The organism is Pseudomonadales bacterium, assembly GCA_024234615.1.
In the GTDB taxonomy this organism is placed as follows: domain Bacteria; phylum Pseudomonadota; class Gammaproteobacteria; order Pseudomonadales; family IMCC2047; genus JAJFKB01.
Map to the genome: position 1 here is coordinate 360,255 of JACKNY010000003.1, position 18,036 is coordinate 378,290.

The window sequence follows — 18,036 nt, forward strand, 5'->3', positions numbered from 1 at the left end:
AAAATCTTGAATCAAGACCTCTAGACCCCATATAGCTTAGCGCATCTTAACCGATTACGACGGCGATATCTTGGAGGTTAATTACCGATGGCGGAAAACGAATCTATGTCCGAGCAAGAAAATACTATGAACGACGGCGCTGAGTCGCAACAAACTGAGTCGGAACTGTTGGAAGATACTGACAATGTCTCTGAATTTGCAAGCACAGAAGATTTATTAGCCAAGCTGACAGACGCCTTACAACAAGCAGAGCATCAAAAAGATATAGCTCTCCGCTCACAGGCTGAATTGCATAATATTCGCAGACGGGCAGAACGTGATGTTGAACATGCTCATAAATTCGGCTTAGAAAAAATCACCCAAGAATTATTGCCGGTGGTTGATAGTTTAGAGCGTGCACTGGATGCTTCCGGAGATGACAATGATTTTGTCAAAGCAATGCGTGAAGGTATCGAGCTGACGCTGAACATGCTACTCAAAGCATTAGCCAAATTCCAAATTGAGCCAGTAAACCCGGAGGGAGAGCCTTTTGATCCGGCATTCCACCAAGCGGTATCCATGATAGAGCAAAATACAGTGGAACCGAATACAGTCGTTCATGTAATGCAAAAGGGGTATACCTTGCACGGACGAATTGTGCGCCCAGCAATGGTTGTGGTCGCCAAGACAGCGGAAGGAGATGCACCAAAAATAGATGAGAAGGCTTGAAAAAGCGTAAATCATTCCAATATTAGAAACTAATTCCAAGCTATTTGAAGCGGCGCGCAAACGCCACCTTGTTAAAATTGTAAAAGTTAAACTGAATCTGGAGTAAAGATAATGGGTAAAATTATCGGCATTGACTTAGGTACCACGAATTCCTGTGTTGCCGTAATGGAGTCAGGAAAGCCAAAGGTGATTGAAAATTCTGAAGGCGATCGCACCACACCTTCGATTGTCGCCTTCACTGGCGACGGCGAAATCATAGTGGGTCAATCGGCTAAGCGGCAAGCGGTGACTAACCCCAAGAACACCCTTTTTGCTATTAAACGCCTAATCGGTCGCCGCTTTGATGATGAAGTCGTGCAAAAAGACATCAAGATGGTGCCCTATACCATTAAGGCTGCCGATAACGGCGATGCCTGGGTAGAAATTAATGGCGAAAAAAAGGCACCACCGCAAATATCAGCAGAAGTACTGAAGAAAATGAAAAAGACAGCGGAAGATTATCTCGGTGAAACCGTTACGGAAGCCGTTATTACCGTCCCTGCCTATTTTAATGACTCGCAACGTCAAGCCACTAAAGATGCGGGACGCATTGCCGGCCTGGAAGTAAAGCGCATTATTAATGAGCCAACCGCAGCCGCTTTAGCCTATGGTATGGACAAAAAGCGTGGTGATTCGACTGTTGCCGTTTTCGACCTGGGTGGCGGTACTTTTGATATCTCCATTATTGAAATCGCCGAAGTGGATGGCGAGCATCAATTTGAAGTGCTCTCAACCAATGGCGACACCTTCCTTGGTGGCGAAGACTTTGACTTGAAACTTATTGATTATTTGGCGGATGAGTTTAAAAAGGAAAACGGCATTGACCTGCACAATGATCCGTTAGCGCTACAGCGCCTCAAAGATGCTGCAGAAAAAGCAAAAATTGAACTCTCCAGCACACAGCAAACTGATGTCAACCTGCCCTACGTCACTGCTGACGCCAGCGGTCCGAAACACCTTAACGTTAAAATTACGCGTGCAAAATTTGAATCACTCGTGGAAAGCCTGGTGGAAAGAACCCTTGAGCCCGTCAAAATTGCATTAAAAGATGCCGGATTGAGCGCATCGGATATCAATGATGTGATTTTAGTCGGCGGCCAAACGCGTATGCCCCTGGTGCAGGCGAAAGTTAAAGATTTCTTCGGCAAAGAAGCCCGCAAGGATGTTAATCCTGATGAAGCGGTTGCCGTAGGTGCCGCCATTCAGGCAGCAGTATTGTCCGGCGACGTGAAAGACGTACTCCTGTTAGATGTTACTCCGCTGTCTTTAGGTATTGAAACGCTGGGTGGCGTGATGACCACGTTGATCGAGAAAAACACCACCATTCCGACCAAGAAAACTCAGGTGTTTTCTACCGCAGAAGATAACCAGTCCGCAGTAACTATTCATGTGTTGCAAGGAGAGCGCAAGCAGGCAACACAGAATAAATCGCTGGGACGTTTTGATTTGGCGGATATTCCTCCTTCACCGCGCGGAATGCCACAAATTGAAGTGAGCTTTGACCTAGATGCTAACGGTATTCTCAATGTCGGCGCTAAAGATAAGGCGACAGGCAAAGAACAATCCATTGTCATCAAAGCTTCTAGCGGTTTATCAGACGAAGAAATCGATGCCATGGTACAGGACGCGGAAGCCAATGCTGAGGAAGATCGTAAATTTGAAGAGCTGATAGTTGCTCGCAACCAAGCAGACGGTTTGGTGCATGCAACCCGCAAAACACTTGAAGAGGCGGGTGATAAAGCTTCCGCCGAAGAAAAAGAAACCATTGAGAAGGCGATAGCCGATGTTGAAAGCGCGATAAAAACTGGTGATAAGGATGACATCGAAGCGAAGACTAAAGCTTTAACCGAAGCCTCCAGCTCACTCGCACAAAAACTATATGCTGAGAAAGCCCAAGCGGAGTCCGGGCCACAAGCAGCAGATAACGAATCAAAGTCTGAAGATGACGCAGTTGATGCAGAGTTTGAAGAAGTAAAGGATGATAAATAGGCAAACAATCTCAAATTTGAGTTCGAGCGGAATGGTGAATAAATGCCATTTTCTCTGGTTGTAAATCTGAACTAAAGGAACGCGGATTCCCTGCAAAAAAGGGTTCCGCGTTTTTGCGCAATAATAAGGTTGATAATAGAAAGCATGTCAAAACGCGATTACTATGAAGTGCTCGGGGTTGAACGCAACGTCGACGAAAAGGATATTAAAAAAGCTTATCGCCGTTTGGCTATGAAGTATCACCCGGATAGAAACCCGGACGACAAGGGTACTGAGGCTAAGTTCAAAGAAGTGAGCGAAGCCTATGAAGTACTTTCAAATAGCGAAAAACGTGCCGCATATGATCAATTCGGCCATGCTGGTGTTGACGCTGGAGGTGGTGGCTTCCACGCTGGCTCTGGCAACTTCAGCGATATTTTCGGCGATGTCTTTGGCGATATTTTCGGTGGCAACGGCGGTCGTGCGCGTAGCCATGTGCAGCGGGGCTCGGATTTACGTTATAACCTGGAGCTCGATCTGGAGGACGCTGTCAAAGGTGCCACCGTCAAGATTCGAGTACCAACCCAGATTAGTTGCAAAGAGTGTGGCGGTTCAGGTGCCAAAAAAGGATCTGCCCCATCTGACTGCACCACTTGCGGAGGTGCAGGCCAAGTACGCATGCAACAGGGCTTTTTTTCGGTACAACAAACCTGCCCGCGTTGTCATGGGCAAGGTAAAGTCATAAAAGATCCTTGCCATATCTGTCATGGCGCAGGGAGAACTGAAGAATATAAAAACCTCTCAGTGAAAGTCCCACCTGGCGTCGATAATGGCGACAGGATAAGACTGACAGGAGAAGGCGAAGCTGGTATGCATGGCGGTCCTCCGGGTGATCTATATGTGCAGATGTCCGTGCGGCCACACAAAATTTTTACACGTGAAGATGCCAATTTATATTGCGAAGTACCCATCAGCTTTGTCGATGCGGCACTAGGTGGTGAATTGGAGGTGCCAACGCTGGATGGACGTGTCAAATTAAAAGTCCCCCCAGAAACCCAATCTGGCAAATTATTCAGAATGCGTAACAAGGGCGTTGCCCCAGTGCGTGGCGGCGCGACTGGCGACTTACTATGTCGCGTGTATGTCGAAACTCCGGTGAAGTTGACCAGCGAGCAGAAAACATTATTGCAGCAATTTCAAAAAACTTTAGAAAAGGGTGGTAACAGCCAGTCTCCCAAAAAATCCTCCTGGTTTGAGGGCGTCAAAAGCTTTTTTGATGACATGAAGCTATAGCCAGTTTTGGTGGCGGCTGCTGTAAGAAGCGTCAAAGCACAATAAGCAACTAACGAGAAGAATTATGAGCATAAGAATAGCCGTGACTGGCGCCGCCGGACGCATGGGAAAAACACTCATCGAAGCTGTTGTTAACACGCCTGATGCCGAACTCGCGGTAGCCATTGAAAGACCCGATAGCTCATTGATTGGGACCGATGCCGGTGAGTTGGCGGGGATTGGCAAGCTGGGCGTATCAGTAACCTCTGATATCGAGCAAGTTCTAGATCAGTTTGATGTTCTCATCGATTTTACTACCCCTGCCGCCACTCAGCGCAACGCGCAAGTTTGCGCGCGTACTGGCAATAAAATAGTGATAGGTACGACAGGTTTTACCCCCGAGCAAAAAGCTTCTGTTATTGCCGCCGCCAATGAAACTGCCGTCTGCATGGCATCAAACTTTAGCACTGGCGTTAATCTGTGCTTTAAACTACTCGAAGTTGCCGCACAAGTCTTAGGCGATGACGTTGATATTGAAATTTATGAGGCTCACCATCGGCATAAGATAGACGCCCCCTCCGGTACTGCGCTCAGCATGGGAGAGGTCGTAGCTAAAACTCTGGGGCGCAATTTGAAAGAAGTCGCTGTTTATGGCCGTGAAGGGCAAACTGGCGCACGGGATCGCAACACCATCGGTTTCGCCACGGTAAGAGCTGGAGATATTGTGGGCGACCATACTGTAACCTTTGCCGCTGAGGGTGAACGCGTCGAGATCACCCATAAAGCATCGAGCCGCATGTCTTTTGCCCGCGGAGCGGTACGCGCTGCCTGCTGGTTGGCCGCCAAAGACAAAGGCTTATTCGATATGCAGGATGTGCTCGCACTCAAGTAACTGAATCAACCATCGTCAATCGAGTTTTTACACAGGACCAGCCGGGCAAAGGCTCTTCTCAGAAATTAATTCAACTGATTAGCTAACAAGAATAGACACTTGGTTCGCTAATCACGTAAAATCCCCGTTTCAGTGAAACCTATTAAAGCACATCTTTAAAAAGCGGGATGAGACCTTGTCTTGTCTCGCTTTTTTGCAAGCCTCGCGCGGAGATTGGGAGTGTAATTTGACAAAGCAGGCGATTCTGGTTTTAGCCGATTCGAGCGTATTTATTGGCGTTTCGATTGGCGCCGACGGTAATGCCGTTGGTGAAGTAGTATTCAATACGGCAATGACGGGGTATCAGGAAATACTAACCGACCCCTCCTATGCCAGCCAAATAGTGACCCTCACTTATCCTCACATCGGCAATACAGGAACGAATCCCGAGGATGAGGAATCTGAACATATTTGGGCAACAGGCCTGGTCATTCGAGATTTGCCTTTGCTCGCCAGCAACTGGCGGAAAACGGAGTCATTAGGAGAGTATTTAAAACGGCGTAATGTCGTAGGCATCGCCGATATCGATACCCGTCGGCTGACTCGCATTTTACGCGACAAAGGCGCGCAAAATGGCTGCATCAGGGTACTGGCTGACGGTGAAAACATCGAGCAGGCCACCGCTGCGGCGCTAGCACAAGCACAAAAGTTCGCAGGTCTGAAAGGGTTAGATTTAGCCAAGGTCGTCACCACTCAAAGTGTTTTTAAGTGGGGTGAGGGCGTCTGGCGCTGGTCGGAAGGCCATAGCCAGTCTGAACGTAAACTCTATAAAGTAGTGGCCTATGACTTTGGTATTAAACACAATATCTTGAGAATGCTGGCAGCCAGAGGCTGTGACCTAACAGTCGTGCCCGCAAAAACTCCAGCTGCCGATGTTCTGGCAATGAGTCCCGATGGTGTTTTCTTATCCAACGGACCCGGCGACCCAGAACCCTGTGAATATGCCATTACTGCCATTAAAGATATCCTTGAGGCAAACATCCCCACTTTTGGCATTTGCCTCGGACTTCAGCTGTTAGCCCTTGCCAGTGATGCCAAAACCGTCAAAATGAAATCTGGGCATCACGGCGCTAACCATCCGGTGCAGGATTTGGTTACTGGCGAGGTAATGATTACCAGTCAGAATCATGGTTTTGCGGTGGATGAAACCAACCTGCCAGCAAACCTGATCATTACCCACAAATCCCTCTTTGACGGTACGGTGCAAGGTATTAAACGCACGGACAAGCCCGCCTACGGGTTTCAAGGCCATCCTGAAGCCAGTCCAGGACCACATGATGTAGCGCCACTGTTTGACCATTTTATCTCGTTAATGCAGGCTGCCAGGGCGACTACGCCTGCAGCAATAAAAGAGTAATCGAAGATTCATGCCAAAACGTACTGATATACAATCGATTTTAATCCTCGGCGCGGGCCCAATAGTTATAGGCCAGGCGTGTGAATTTGACTATTCCGGAGCCCAGGCTTGTAAAGCCCTGCGTGAAGAAGGGTACCGCGTCATATTGGTCAACTCCAACCCGGCCACTATTATGACGGACCCCGTCATGGCCGATGCCACCTATATCGAACCGGTACGCTGGCAAACCGTCGCTAAAATTATTGAAAAGGAACGCCCAGATGCCTTGCTCCCCACCATGGGAGGGCAAACAGCACTTAACTGCGCACTGGATTTAGATCGCGAAGGTGTGCTTGAAAAATTTGGTGTTGAAATGATTGGCGCAACCCAGGATGCCATTGATAAGGCTGAGGATCGGGAACGCTTTGATAAAGCGATGAAAGCAATCGGTTTAGAAACACCTCGAGCCGCCATCGCCCATAGCTTAGAAGAAGCCATCCAAGTACAGGCCAGACTTGGCTTCCCCTGTATTATTCGACCATCATTTACCATGGGTGGTAGCGGTGGTGGCATTGCTTACAACAAAGAAGAGTTTATTGAGATTTGCGAACGCGGACTCGATCTTTCCCCAACCAACGAGTTGCTCATCGATGAGTCCTTGATCGGCTGGAAAGAATACGAAATGGAGGTGGTGCGCGACAAAAAAGATAACTGCATCATTATCTGCTCTATTGAAAATATTGACCCTATGGGTGTGCATACCGGGGACTCCATTACCGTCGCCCCAGCGCAAACCCTAACAGACAAGGAATACCAAATCATGCGCAATGCGTCGATCGCCGTGCTGCGTGAAATTGGTGTGGAAACGGGCGGTTCAAACGTACAGTTCGGGATGCATCCCGAAACTGGTCGCCTGGTCATTATCGAAATGAACCCAAGAGTATCGAGATCTTCCGCCCTGGCCTCAAAAGCAACCGGCTTTCCAATTGCCAAAGTCGCGGCGAAGCTTGCCGTTGGTTATACGCTGGATGAGCTGGAGAACGAAATTACCGGTGGTGCAACACCCGCTTCCTTTGAGCCGACTATCGATTATGTTGTCACCAAAATACCACGCTTTACCTTTGAAAAATTTCCCCAGGCCGATGCCCGATTGACCACACAAATGAAATCGGTGGGTGAAGTAATGGCGATTGGCCGCACCTTCCAGGAATCTATGCAAAAGGCGTTGCGAGGGTTAGAAACCGGTATTTGCGGCTTCGAGCCAATAATTAACAGCCTAGACGAGTCAAATCGAGCTGATATTATACGCGAGCTGCGTACCCCCAGCGCAGATCGCCTACGCTACGTTGCCGACGCTTTCCGTATGAATATCAGCAGCGATGAGATATATGAATTAACCGGGATTGATCCGTGGTACTTGATACAAATCCAGGATATCGTTACCGAGGAATCGGCGCTCATAACTTGCCAATTAGCCGACCTCCACAGAGATCAGATGTATCGATTAAAGCGCAAGGGCTTTGCCGATGCACGGATGGCGCAATTACTGGACGTCACGGAAAGCGAAGTACGCGAACGCCGCAAAGAGTTAAAGGTCAGCCCAGTCTATAAACGGGTGGACACCTGTGCCGCCGAGTTTGCCGCATCTACCGCCTACATGTATTCCACCTACGAAGAAGAGTGCGAATCCCACCCCACTTCACGGGAGAAAATCATGGTACTTGGTGGCGGACCTAACCGCATCGGCCAAGGCATTGAATTCGATTATTGCTGCGTGCACGCCGCACTGGCGATGCGCGATGATGGCTATGAAACCATCATGGTTAACTGTAATCCGGAAACAGTTTCAACCGATTACGACACTTCTGATCGTCTGTATTTCGAACCGGTCACGCTGGAAGATGTATTGGAGATCATTGAAAAGGAAAAACCCAAAGGCGTCATCGTACAGTATGGCGGACAGACCCCACTTAAGTTAGCACGTGGATTAGAAGCTGCAGGTGCGCAAATTATAGGCACGACGCCAGACGCCATCGATCGCGCTGAGGATAGAGAACGTTTTCAGCAAATGATAAACAAGCTAGGCTTAATTCAGCCACCAAATGCGACCGTAAGAAGTCTAGAAGAAGGCCTAGAAAAGGCACAAGAAATTGGCTATCCATTAGTAGTTCGCCCTTCCTATGTCTTGGGTGGACGCGCCATGGAGATTGTTTATAGCGACGATGAGCTAAAACGCTATATGAAAGAGGCTGTAGCCGTTTCCAATGAAAGTCCGGTATTGCTGGACCATTTCTTAAGCGCAGCGGTGGAAGTAGATGTCGATGCAGTTTGTGACGGCAAGGATGTCGTCATTGGCGCGGTAATGCAGCATATTGAACAGGCGGGCGTGCATTCCGGCGATTCCGCCTGTTCATTGCCACCTTATAATCTCGAGCCCTTGGTATTAGATGAAATCCGAAAACAGGTGAAAGCCATGGCGCTCGAACTGGGTGTAGTCGGTTTGATGAATGTCCAACTCGCGATACAGGACGACACTATTTACGTTATTGAAGTCAACCCCAGGGCTTCGCGCACAGTTCCCTTTGTTTCCAAATGTATCGGCGTTTCGCTAGCTCAAGTAGCGGCCCGCTGTATGGCAGGGGTCTCATTAGCCGAACAAGGCTTCACTAAAGAGATCATTCCGCCTTATATGAGCGTAAAAGAAGCAGTCTTCCCTTTTAATAAATTTCCCGGAGTCGATCCAATCCTCGGACCCGAGATGAAGTCAACTGGCGAAGTGATGGGCGTTGGCGATAGCTTCGCCGAAGCTTTTTACAAAGCCCAGTTGGCAGCGGGTGAAAATTTACCCAAGCGTGGCCGCGCCTTTGTTAGTGTCCGCGATGCCGATAAAGTCGCCTTGATTGAGATTGCCAAAAGTCTGGTTGCACAGGGTTTCGAATTAGTCGCCACACGCGGAACCGCGAAAGTGCTGAAAAGCGCTAACATAGACGTAGCTATCGTCAACAAGGTCGTCGAGGGACGCCCCCATATCATCGATATGCTGAAGAATGGCGAAATTAAATACATTCTAAATACGACCGAAGGCAAACAGGCGATTGCTGATTCGGCTAGTATTAGACGCTCAGCTTTACAACAAAAGGTCTATTACAGCACCACCTTGGCAGCAGCTAACGCTTTCTGCCAAGCATTGGCCTTCGGCGAGGAAAAGCAGGTAAGGCGTTTGCAGGATTTACATCAGCAAGTGACACAAGATCAACTACAGCGGTCCAACGGCGGAGCTGTTACCGGAGGGGAAGCATGAGCAAAGTACCTATGACCAAGCTCGGCGCGCAAAAATTACGCGAAGAATTGGAGCAATTAAAAACAGTTGATCGCCCCCGCATCATCGCTGCGATTGCAGAAGCCCGCGCGCACGGCGACCTTAAGGAGAACGCAGAGTATCATGCGGCAAGAGAACAGCAGGGATTTGCAGAGGGCAGAATTAAGGAAATTGAGGCAAAGTTATCCAATTCGCAAGTGATTGATGTGACAGCAATAGATAATACCGGTAAGGTGATTTTTGGTGTTAGCGTTGAAATTGAAAATATTGAGACAGGACAGGCCATTACCTATCAAATAGTCGGTGAAGATGAGGCCGATCTGAAACAAAAGAAAATTTCGATAACTTCACCTATTGCGAGAGCACTGATCGGCAAGCTCGAAGGTGATCTGGTTCAGGTGAACATACCCGATGGTATTGTTGAATACGAAATCATTGAGGTTAAACACATATAAACTCATGCAGACCGGTTATCTATCAAACAAAAGCGTTGCTTATACCAGCTTATTGCGCACGAAGGAGATTGGATAATTTAGGGTTCGGCTTTGAGGCAGCACGGTAAATGAGTGCCATATTGCCTATCGTTTGCACCAGCTCGCACTGAGACAAATCACAGACTTTGCCAATGAGTTCTTTTTTGTAAACACGGTCACCACAGCTAATTTTTATTTTGATAAGCTCATGATCATTTAAAGCGCGCTCAATTTCCTGCTGGACGCCTTCTGAGATACCTTGATCCGAAATCATTACCACGGGTTTCAGTTTATGGCCAATACTGCGATAGGCTTTGATTTTTTGGTTGGTTAACGCCATGATTAACTCACGAATTCGCTGCTGGGTTAGATAGGCGCGGCATTATAACGAATCGTTAATCAGCGGGATAGAGGTTTCCTTACTATATGGCCAGAAGTAAATCCAGTGGCAGATGGTTAAATGAGCATTTTAATGACCCCTATGTTAAAAAATCTCAGCAAGAGGGCTATCGCTCGCGGGCGAGTTATAAGCTGCTGGAAATTCAAAAGAAAGACCAGCTGATTAAGCCTGGCATGATACTTTTAGATCTTGGTGCTGCTCCGGGGGGCTGGTCTCAGGTGGCAGTAGAGCTGGTTGGCAAAAAAGGCTGTGTTATCGCTTCCGATATTTTGCCAATGGAACCGCTTGAGGGTGTTGAGTTTATCCAGGGCGATTTTTCCGAAGATGAGGCCTATCAGCAAATATTAGCCCTACTCAGCGGGCGTAGCCTAGACCTTGTAATTTCGGATATGGCCCCCAATATGAGTGGTATCAATGCGGTAGATCAAGCTCGCTCGATGTACCTCGTGGAGCTAGCACTGGAGATGGCCACCCAGGTATTACGTCCTGGAGGGTGTTTTTTAGCAAAAGTCTTTCAGGGCGCAGGTTTTGATGAATTATTAGCCGCATTGCGGTCAAAGTTTGATAAGGTTCAATCCCGTAAACCGGATGCTTCGCGCGCACGATCACGGGAAAAGTATATAATAGCGAAAGGCTTTCGAGCCTGATTTTATTCTTACGTCGCTTACGGCATTTGTTCAATAGCGCGTTAAAATGAGGGTATTGCCTTGAACGATATGGCAAAAAATTTGGTGTTATGGTTGGTAATAGCCGCTGTCTTACTGACGGTGTTTAATAATTTTAATGTTGAGCCGAAAAACCAACCTCTTAATTACTCAGAATTTGTACGACAAGTTCAATCTGATCAAGTAACCCTCGTGACTATCGACGGTTATATCATTAGCGGCGAACGCCAAGACGGTAGTCGTTTTGAAACTGTGCGTCCTGCCCTACAGGATCCTAAGTTAATTGATGATCTGCTCGAACATCGGGTCACGGTGGTAGGCAAGCAACCCGAACAGCAAAGCATCTGGGCGCAACTATTGGTTGCCGCCTTCCCCATTTTGGTGATTCTCGCCGTATTCATGTTTTTTATGCGTCAAATGCAGGGTGGCGGTAGTGGCGGCAAAGGGCCTATGTCTTTCGGCAAGAGCAAAGCACGCCTACTGGGAGAAGACCAGGTAAACACTACCTTCGCTGACGTCGCTGGTGTTGAGGAAGCAAAAGAAGATGTACAGGAACTTGTTGAATTTTTACGCGAACCCGGCAAATTTCAGCGCCTTGGCGGACATATTCCACGTGGTGTTCTGCTAGTCGGCCCTCCCGGCACAGGTAAAACCCTTTTGGCAAAAGCGATTGCAGGCGAAGCCAAAGTTCCCTTCTTTACCATTTCCGGCTCAGATTTCGTAGAAATGTTTGTCGGTGTGGGCGCTTCCCGTGTGCGAGATATGTTTGATCAAGCAAAAAAACATGCGCCCTGTATTATTTTTATCGATGAAATTGATGCCGTTGGCCGTCATCGCGGCGCAGGCTTGGGCGGTGGACATGACGAAAGAGAGCAAACGCTAAACCAACTGTTAGTCGAAATGGACGGTTTTGAGGGTAAAGAAGGCGTGATCGTCATCGCAGCAACTAACCGTCCCGATGTGCTAGATCCCGCCTTATTGCGTCCGGGCAGATTTGACCGCCAAGTCGTTGTTGGCCTGCCGGATATCCGCGGGCGCGAACAAATCATTAAAGTGCATATGCGTAAAGTACCCTTAGCTGACGACGTGAAAGCCAATGTTATTGCGCGTGGAACTCCCGGGTTTTCTGGGGCAGATTTGGCGAACCTGGTTAACGAAGCAGCGCTCTTTGCCGCCCGCTCGAATAACCGTACGGTAACGATGCGTGAATTCGAATTGGCTAAGGATAAAATTATGATGGGGGCGGAAAGACGCTCCATGGTGATGTCCGAGAAAGAGAAGCTCAACACCGCCTACCATGAAGCAGGGCATACCATCGTCGGACGCTTAGTGCCAGAGCACGACCCCGTCTATAAGGTCAGCATTATCCCACGTGGAAGGGCTCTTGGCGTAACTATGTTTCTGCCGGAAGAAGACCGTTATAGCCATAGCAAAAGGGCGCTGATGAGCCAGGTATGCAGCTTGTTTGGCGGCCGCATCGCTGAGGAAATGATTCTTGGCGCAGACGGGGTAACGACAGGAGCAGCCAATGATATTAAGCGTGCCACCGCCATGGTGCGCAGCATGGTCACTAAGTGGGGCTTGTCAGAAAAAATGGGACCCCTGATGTATGAAGAAGATGACGGCGAGGTTTTTCTGGGGCGCTCGGCTGCAGGTCATCAAAGCCATGTATCATCTGAAACCAAGCGTCTTATTGATGAAGAGATTCGCGTTATTATCGATAGCTGCTACGATCAAGCTAAGCAATTGTTGCAGGAGAATATTGAAAAACTGCACAGCATGGCCAATGCTCTTATGCTCTACGAAACACTGGATTCTGATCAAATTGATGACATTATGGAGGGTAAAACGCCACGTCCACCTTCCGATTGGGATGAAGGTTCCTCAGGCGAATCTGGCAGCACTACCGCAAAAAAGACGACAGATATCGACACTCCAGCCGATGATACGAAGTTTAAAGACTCTCCTGGGAAACCAGCTAGCGAACATTAAGTATCCCTCCGCCTAAGCCATGCCCATGGCCCACACTATTCAACCAAGGCCGTCACAGCAGTTAAACTGTGGCGGCTCAACGCTCGACCTAACCACTCCCCAGATTATGGGCATTCTGAATGTGACGCCAGACTCCTTTTCCGATGGCGGTCGCTATTTTAGCGGCAATACTCTTTGCCTAGATAAGGCCTTAGCCCGGGCAGAACAAATGCTCAGCGAAGGGGCAGTAATTATCGATGTGGGAGGAGAGTCTACGCGACCAGGCGCCGAAGCCGTTAGCTTGCAGGAAGAGTTAGACCGAGTCATTCCAGTTATCGAAGCAATCACTAATAATTTGCCAACGATTATTTCGGTCGACACCAGCACACCAGAAGTAATGCTAGCGGCGGCAAACGCTGGTGCTGGGCTGATCAATGACGTACGCGCCTTAACTCGGAAAGGCGCACTGGCCGCAGCGGCCACCACAGGGCTGCCGGTCTGTCTGATGCACATGCTTAATGAGCCTGAGACAATGCAGCAGCAGCCTACCTATCGAGATGTTGTCACTGAGATTTATGACTATCTTGCGGCACGCATGCTGGACTGCAGTAAAGCAGGCATAGCACCCGATAAGCTACTTGTCGACCCAGGTATCGGGTTTGGAAAAACGCTGGAACATAATCTACAGTTACTAAGCAATTTAAACGCCTTTGCCGACCTCAATGCGCCACTGCTAATAGGCGTATCACGGAAAACAATGATCGGCCAAATTTTGAACAAACCAACTGGGCAACGCCTATATGGCAGTTTAGCTGCCGCCACTTTAGCGGTAGCCCAAGGAGCGAAAATTATAAGATGTCACGATGTTGCTGAAACATTTGACTCAATTCGAGTAGCCAGCGTGATAACTAACGCAAAATATGACTAGGATTAATCATGAGTAAAAAGTATTTTGGAACCGATGGTATTCGCGGCAAGGTCGGCGAAACACCAATTACCGCTGAATTTATGCTTAGATTGGGCTGGGCGGCAGGTCGCGTGTTCGCCGAGAAAGGCTACAGTCATATTCTGATTGGTAAGGATACTCGGATATCCGGCTATATGTTTGAGTCGGCGCTAGAAGCCGGCATTATCTCTGCCGGTGTCAATATCAGCATGCTGGGGCCAATGCCAACTCCGGCCATTGCCTATCTGACCCGTACCTTTCACGCTCAGGCAGGCATCGTCATCAGCGCCTCCCATAACCCTTACTATGATAACGGCATTAAATTTTTTTCCGGCGAAGGAAAGAAACTACCTGATGAACTGGAATATGCGATTGAGGCAGAGCTCGAACGTCCTTTATATACAGTAGAATCACATTCATTAGGTAAGGCCTCGCGCATTGCGGATGCAGCTGGTCGTTATATCGAGTTTTGCAAAAGCACTGCTCCCTCTGGTATCGATCTAAAAGGCTTAAAATTGGCGATCGACTGCGCCCACGGCGCTACCTATCATATCGCACCATCGGTTTTTAAAGAGCTGGGCGCAAAAGTGAAACCCATTGGGGTTAATCCTGATGGACTGAATATTAATGAAAATTGTGGTTCGACTAAACCGGAGTCGCTACGCCAAGTGGTTTTGGATGAAGGCTGTGATCTGGGGATCGCTTTCGATGGCGACGGCGATAGAGTGTTGATGATCGACCATAAGGGTGAGGTCTTAGATGGCGATGAGTTAATCTACATTATCGCACGCCAGCAGCATAAGGATAATGCTTTGCGCGGCGGTGTGGTTGGAACGCTTATGAGCAACTTGGGAATGGAACTTGCGCTCAACGCATTGGATATCCCTTTTGAGCGTGCTCAGGTTGGTGACCGCTATGTATTAGAAGAGTTGGTCAAACAAGGCTGGTTGCTAGGAGGAGAATCCTCAGGGCATATTATTTGCCTTGACAAAGCCACTACCGGAGATGGCATTGTTGCTGCATTACAGGTGTTAGGTGCAATGACAAGAAGCGGGCATAATCTGCATGAACTAAAACAAAGCATGACTAAAATGCCGCAAACTATGGTTAATGTACGCTTGGCAGAACGCTGTGACCCTACCCAGGATCAGGCCGTACAAAAGGCGGTTGTGGCGACCGAACAAAGGCTGGGAGATCAAGGCCGTGTGCTGTTGCGCATGTCAGGCACTGAGCCATTAGTACGTGTCATGGTTGAGGGAGAGGATGCAGCACTGGTCAACCAGCTCGCCAACGAATTGGCGGACTCAGTGAAAAAAGCAATGGGTTAGCATACAGCTTCTGCTGTCACTCAAAGAATTACTTAATCTTGCACCAGACTGCCTGATACCGGCTTGTAAGTTAGCTCCAACTTAGTTAGTATTGGCGCCCTTCGCGAAAGGTACGATAGATTTATGCGGCGTAGATGGGTCATCGCAAACTGGAAAATGAATGGTGACAAAGCCAGCGTTGAGCGTTTGCTTGGCACCCTGAAAGAAAGTTGTGAGAACGTGTCGAGCGGCATCGTTATCTGTCCTCCAGTGATTTTTTTGGAACAAACGCAGCGGCTTCTCAACGGCACATCGATTAGCTGGGGGGCGCAAAATGTGAATGCCAATAACCATGGCGCTTATACAGGTGAAGTCTCTGTCCCCATGTTGCAGGAGTTTGGTTGTAGCCATGTTCTCGTAGGGCATTCCGAACGACGTCACCTGTTTGCTGAAACTGATCAACAGGTAGCAGAAAAGTTTAAGGCCGTAGCAAATGCCGGATTAACACCTGTTTTGTGTGTCGGAGAAAGCGAGCAAGAAAGGAATGACGGCAACACCGAAGGAATAGTTTTAAGGCAGCTAAGTGCAGTCATTGAATTGGCCGGTATCGCGAGCTTTCGTCACGCAATGATTGCCTACGAACCAGTTTGGGCAATTGGAACAGGCAATACTGCGACGCCAGAGCAAGCACAAGAAGTGCATTATATTATTCGTCAGCGAATCGGCTTATTAGCGAAGGAATTAGCGCAGCTACCTATTTTGTACGGCGGCAGCGTCAACCATGATAACGCATTGAGCTTGTTTGCTATGCCGGATATTGACGGTGGACTGATCGGCGGAGCATCGCTCGACAGCCAAACATTTACTGCGATTTGCAACGCAGCAGGATAAAAAATGGAAAGTATCATATTAATAGTACATGTATTGTTAGCTCTGGCCGTAATTGGTCTAGTGCTATTACAGCAAGGCAAGGGCGCTGATGCTGGTGCGTCATTCGGCGCGGGCGCATCACAAACGGTATTCGGCAGCCAAGGTTCAGGGAATTTTCTCACTCGCACAACAGCCATTCTCGCCACGTTATTCTTTATTACGAGTTTTGCGTTGGCTGTTTACGCAAAACAAAAAGCATCTGCAGAAGAAAACTTAGGCTTCCCAGACCCCGTAGTGATCGAACAAAAACAAAGCCTCCCAGAAAATCAGCCCGTCACAGACGGCAACTTGCCGACGCTGGACGAAACCGCACAAGACATGGACACCGATTTGCCAAAAATTGATGAGTAAAATACTAGCCGAAGTGGTGGAATTGGTAGACACGCCATCTTGAGGGGGTGGTGAGCTATGCTCGTGCGGGTTCAAGTCCCGCCTTCGGCACCAATTTAATTGAGCAAACCCCTTGTAATTTCCGTTTATCCTCACCAAGTACAATGAATTCTTCCGCGCTAGGACAAACAAAATTAGCACTTTGCGATATATTTTAAAACTAGTCGGTTTGGGCTTGACCGACTGCATTCAGCTCCCTATAATCCGTCTTCCTTTTTAAGTGGATCAGTTAAGGTTCTACTTAACAAAAAAGATTATCCGGATGGTTTCTTACCTAAAAGAAGTGCCATTCACTACTCAGCCTCACCAGGAGGCCTTAGTAAGTAAAGAATTGTTGCGGGGTGGAGCAGCCTGGTAGCTCGTCGGGCTCATAACCCGAAGGTCGTCAGTTCAAATCTGGCCCCCGCTACCAATTAAATCAAAGGCTTACGCATTGCGTAGGCCTTTTTTATTTCTTGCTTAAGGACAATGTAAGGACGACTTAGCTAGCATTTCTCCTTTCCTGCAACATTTACAACAATTTTTACTTCCTTTGGCGCATCAGATTATGCTAATGGTAAACATATTGAAATTTAGATTAGAGTGAATTAGCACTAATGACGTTGAATCAGGAAGAACAAGCTATTGAAACTCGAGCTCTTGATTACGCTAGAAAAAATAAAAATCGAATCGCTAAGGATTTGACGTCGCCCAGTAAGTACGTTGCGGAAGAAACTCCTGTATCTGTATTCATGGCGGGATCGCCGGGAGCCGGTAAAACGGAGGCTTCCATAGAGTTAATAAATCTATACCGTAATGACGGCCCAGATATATTAAGAATAGATTTAGACGAATTAAGAACTCATTTTATAGATTACAACGGTAAAAATGCGTATTTATTTCAGGGTGCGGCATCTATTCTCTTAAGTAAAATTCATGATTTAGCGCTAAAAAACAGACAAAGTTTTATACTTGACGGAACATTAACGAATTATAGGATTGCGAAAGATAACATTAAAAGGTCACTTTCAAGAGATCGATTTGTGCAAATATTATATGTATATCAAGATCCGATACTTGCTTGGGAGTTCGTTGAGGCGCGGGAAAAAACTGAAGGCCGAAGAATATTGAAAGAAACATTTATTGAGCAGTATTTTCAGGCCCGTAATGTAGTGAACCGCCTAAAAACTAGGTTTCAAAAAAATATCGCCGTAGATTTACTGCTAAAAAATAATGATGGTTCCAACAGAGTATATAAAGCGAATATCAACAAAATTGACAATTTCGTACCTGAGAAATATACTGAAATTGAACTTCAACGCATCCTTTGATCTATTCGGGTTTTTATAAATAGATGAAAATTTTCAATTTTAATCGAGTGTCAGGATCTACTAAATTCTCA

At 47.7% G+C, this 18,036-nt stretch carries 15 protein-coding genes and 2 tRNA genes; 16 read left to right on the forward strand and 1 reads right to left on the reverse strand.

Going from position 1 to position 18,036, the window contains the following annotated elements; genetic code table 11:
* Positions 1–87 precede the first annotated feature (87 nt).
* From grpE to greA, 7 genes are all read left to right on the forward strand, one after another.
* Positions 88–708: a nucleotide exchange factor GrpE gene (grpE, locus tag H6995_14415; GenBank protein ID MCP5216193.1), complete on the forward strand. Its 621-nt coding sequence runs from the start codon at positions 88–90 to the stop codon at positions 706–708.
* A gap of 111 nt (positions 709–819) precedes the next feature.
* The gene (gene dnaK / locus H6995_14420) at positions 820–2,736 is read left to right on the forward strand and encodes a molecular chaperone DnaK (protein ID MCP5216194.1); all 1,917 of its coding nucleotides are present in this window, start codon (positions 820–822) and stop codon (positions 2,734–2,736) included.
* A 144-nt stretch (positions 2,737–2,880) separates the two neighbouring features.
* Positions 2,881–4,008: a molecular chaperone DnaJ gene (gene dnaJ / locus H6995_14425; protein MCP5216195.1), complete on the forward strand. Its 1,128-nt coding sequence runs from the start codon at positions 2,881–2,883 to the stop codon at positions 4,006–4,008.
* 64 nt (positions 4,009–4,072) lie between these two features.
* Complete coding sequence (dapB, locus tag H6995_14430; protein ID MCP5216196.1) at positions 4,073–4,879, forward strand: 4-hydroxy-tetrahydrodipicolinate reductase; 807 nt, start codon at positions 4,073–4,075, stop codon at positions 4,877–4,879.
* A 226-nt stretch (positions 4,880–5,105) separates the two neighbouring features.
* Positions 5,106–6,275: a glutamine-hydrolyzing carbamoyl-phosphate synthase small subunit gene (gene carA, locus H6995_14435; protein ID MCP5216197.1), complete on the forward strand. Its 1,170-nt coding sequence runs from the start codon at positions 5,106–5,108 to the stop codon at positions 6,273–6,275.
* Between the two features lie 10 nt (positions 6,276–6,285).
* Positions 6,286–9,555, forward strand: a complete 3,270-nt coding sequence (gene carB, locus H6995_14440; protein MCP5216198.1) for a carbamoyl-phosphate synthase large subunit — start codon at positions 6,286–6,288, stop codon at positions 9,553–9,555.
* The gene (gene greA, locus H6995_14445) at positions 9,552–10,028 is read left to right on the forward strand and encodes a transcription elongation factor GreA (protein MCP5216199.1); all 477 of its coding nucleotides are present in this window, start codon (positions 9,552–9,554) and stop codon (positions 10,026–10,028) included. Before carB ends, greA begins: the two co-directional genes overlap by 4 nt.
* 49 nt (positions 10,029–10,077) lie before the next feature.
* Here the strand turns inward: greA and H6995_14450 are convergent, their stop codons facing one another.
* Complete coding sequence (locus H6995_14450; GenBank protein MCP5216200.1) at positions 10,078–10,386, reverse strand: YhbY family RNA-binding protein; 309 nt, start codon at positions 10,384–10,386, stop codon at positions 10,078–10,080.
* 86 nt (positions 10,387–10,472) lie between these two features.
* Here H6995_14450 and rlmE point away from each other — a divergent pair, with 86 nt between their 5' ends.
* The 9 genes from rlmE (at position 10,473) to H6995_14495 (ending at position 17,965) form a co-directional block, all read left to right on the forward strand.
* Positions 10,473–11,093, forward strand: coding sequence for a 23S rRNA (uridine(2552)-2'-O)-methyltransferase RlmE (rlmE, locus tag H6995_14455; GenBank protein MCP5216201.1), 621 nt, complete (start codon positions 10,473–10,475; stop codon positions 11,091–11,093).
* 69 nt (positions 11,094–11,162) lie between these two features.
* Entirely contained in the window at positions 11,163–13,103 is a 1,941-nt protein-coding gene (gene ftsH / locus H6995_14460; protein ID MCP5216202.1) for an ATP-dependent zinc metalloprotease FtsH, read from the forward strand.
* A gap of 25 nt (positions 13,104–13,128) precedes the next feature.
* Positions 13,129–14,010, forward strand: a complete 882-nt coding sequence (gene folP, locus H6995_14465) for a dihydropteroate synthase (GenBank protein ID MCP5216203.1) — start codon at positions 13,129–13,131, stop codon at positions 14,008–14,010.
* A gap of 8 nt (positions 14,011–14,018) precedes the next feature.
* Positions 14,019–15,356 carry a phosphoglucosamine mutase gene (glmM, locus tag H6995_14470; protein ID MCP5216204.1) on the forward strand — a complete coding sequence of 446 codons (1,338 nt, stop codon included), beginning with the start codon at positions 14,019–14,021 and terminating at the stop codon, positions 15,354–15,356.
* A gap of 123 nt (positions 15,357–15,479) precedes the next feature.
* Positions 15,480–16,226: a triose-phosphate isomerase gene (locus tag H6995_14475; protein MCP5216205.1), complete on the forward strand. Its 747-nt coding sequence runs from the start codon at positions 15,480–15,482 to the stop codon at positions 16,224–16,226.
* 3 nt (positions 16,227–16,229) lie between these two features.
* Positions 16,230–16,616 carry a preprotein translocase subunit SecG gene (gene secG / locus H6995_14480; protein MCP5216206.1) on the forward strand — a complete coding sequence of 129 codons (387 nt, stop codon included), beginning with the start codon at positions 16,230–16,232 and terminating at the stop codon, positions 16,614–16,616.
* A 7-nt stretch (positions 16,617–16,623) separates the two neighbouring features.
* Positions 16,624–16,709: transfer RNA gene (locus tag H6995_14485), tRNA-Leu, on the forward strand.
* Between the two features lie 281 nt (positions 16,710–16,990).
* Positions 16,991–17,067: transfer RNA gene (locus H6995_14490), tRNA-Met, on the forward strand.
* A gap of 184 nt (positions 17,068–17,251) precedes the next feature.
* Positions 17,252–17,965, forward strand: a complete 714-nt coding sequence (locus H6995_14495) for a zeta toxin family protein (GenBank protein ID MCP5216207.1) — start codon at positions 17,252–17,254, stop codon at positions 17,963–17,965.
* The last annotated feature ends 71 nt before the right edge of the window (positions 17,966–18,036 follow it).

Excerpts from the sequence above, each read along its gene's own strand:
- ftsH (MCP5216202.1), top strand. The coding sequence starts at position 11,163 with ATGGCAAAAAATTTGGTGTTATGGTTGGTAATAGCCGCTGTCTTACTG.
- carB (MCP5216198.1), top strand. The coding sequence starts at position 6,286 with ATGCCAAAACGTACTGATATACAATCGATTTTAATCCTCGGCGCGGGC.
- H6995_14475 (MCP5216205.1), top strand. The coding sequence starts at position 15,480 with ATGCGGCGTAGATGGGTCATCGCAAACTGGAAAATGAATGGTGACAAA.
- folP (MCP5216203.1), top strand. The coding sequence starts at position 13,129 with ATGGCCCACACTATTCAACCAAGGCCGTCACAGCAGTTAAACTGTGGC.
- H6995_14450 (MCP5216200.1), bottom strand. The coding sequence starts at position 10,386 with ATGGCGTTAACCAACCAAAAAATCAAAGCCTATCGCAGTATTGGCCAT.
- grpE (MCP5216193.1), top strand. The coding sequence starts at position 88 with ATGGCGGAAAACGAATCTATGTCCGAGCAAGAAAATACTATGAACGAC.
- H6995_14495 (MCP5216207.1), top strand. The coding sequence starts at position 17,252 with ATGACGTTGAATCAGGAAGAACAAGCTATTGAAACTCGAGCTCTTGAT.
- dnaJ (MCP5216195.1), top strand. The coding sequence starts at position 2,881 with ATGTCAAAACGCGATTACTATGAAGTGCTCGGGGTTGAACGCAACGTC.
- rlmE (MCP5216201.1), top strand. The coding sequence starts at position 10,473 with ATGGCCAGAAGTAAATCCAGTGGCAGATGGTTAAATGAGCATTTTAAT.
- secG (MCP5216206.1), top strand. The coding sequence starts at position 16,230 with ATGGAAAGTATCATATTAATAGTACATGTATTGTTAGCTCTGGCCGTA.
- dapB (MCP5216196.1), top strand. The coding sequence starts at position 4,073 with ATGAGCATAAGAATAGCCGTGACTGGCGCCGCCGGACGCATGGGAAAA.
- dnaK (MCP5216194.1), top strand. The coding sequence starts at position 820 with ATGGGTAAAATTATCGGCATTGACTTAGGTACCACGAATTCCTGTGTT.
- greA (MCP5216199.1), top strand. The coding sequence starts at position 9,552 with ATGAGCAAAGTACCTATGACCAAGCTCGGCGCGCAAAAATTACGCGAA.
- glmM (MCP5216204.1), top strand. The coding sequence starts at position 14,019 with ATGAGTAAAAAGTATTTTGGAACCGATGGTATTCGCGGCAAGGTCGGC.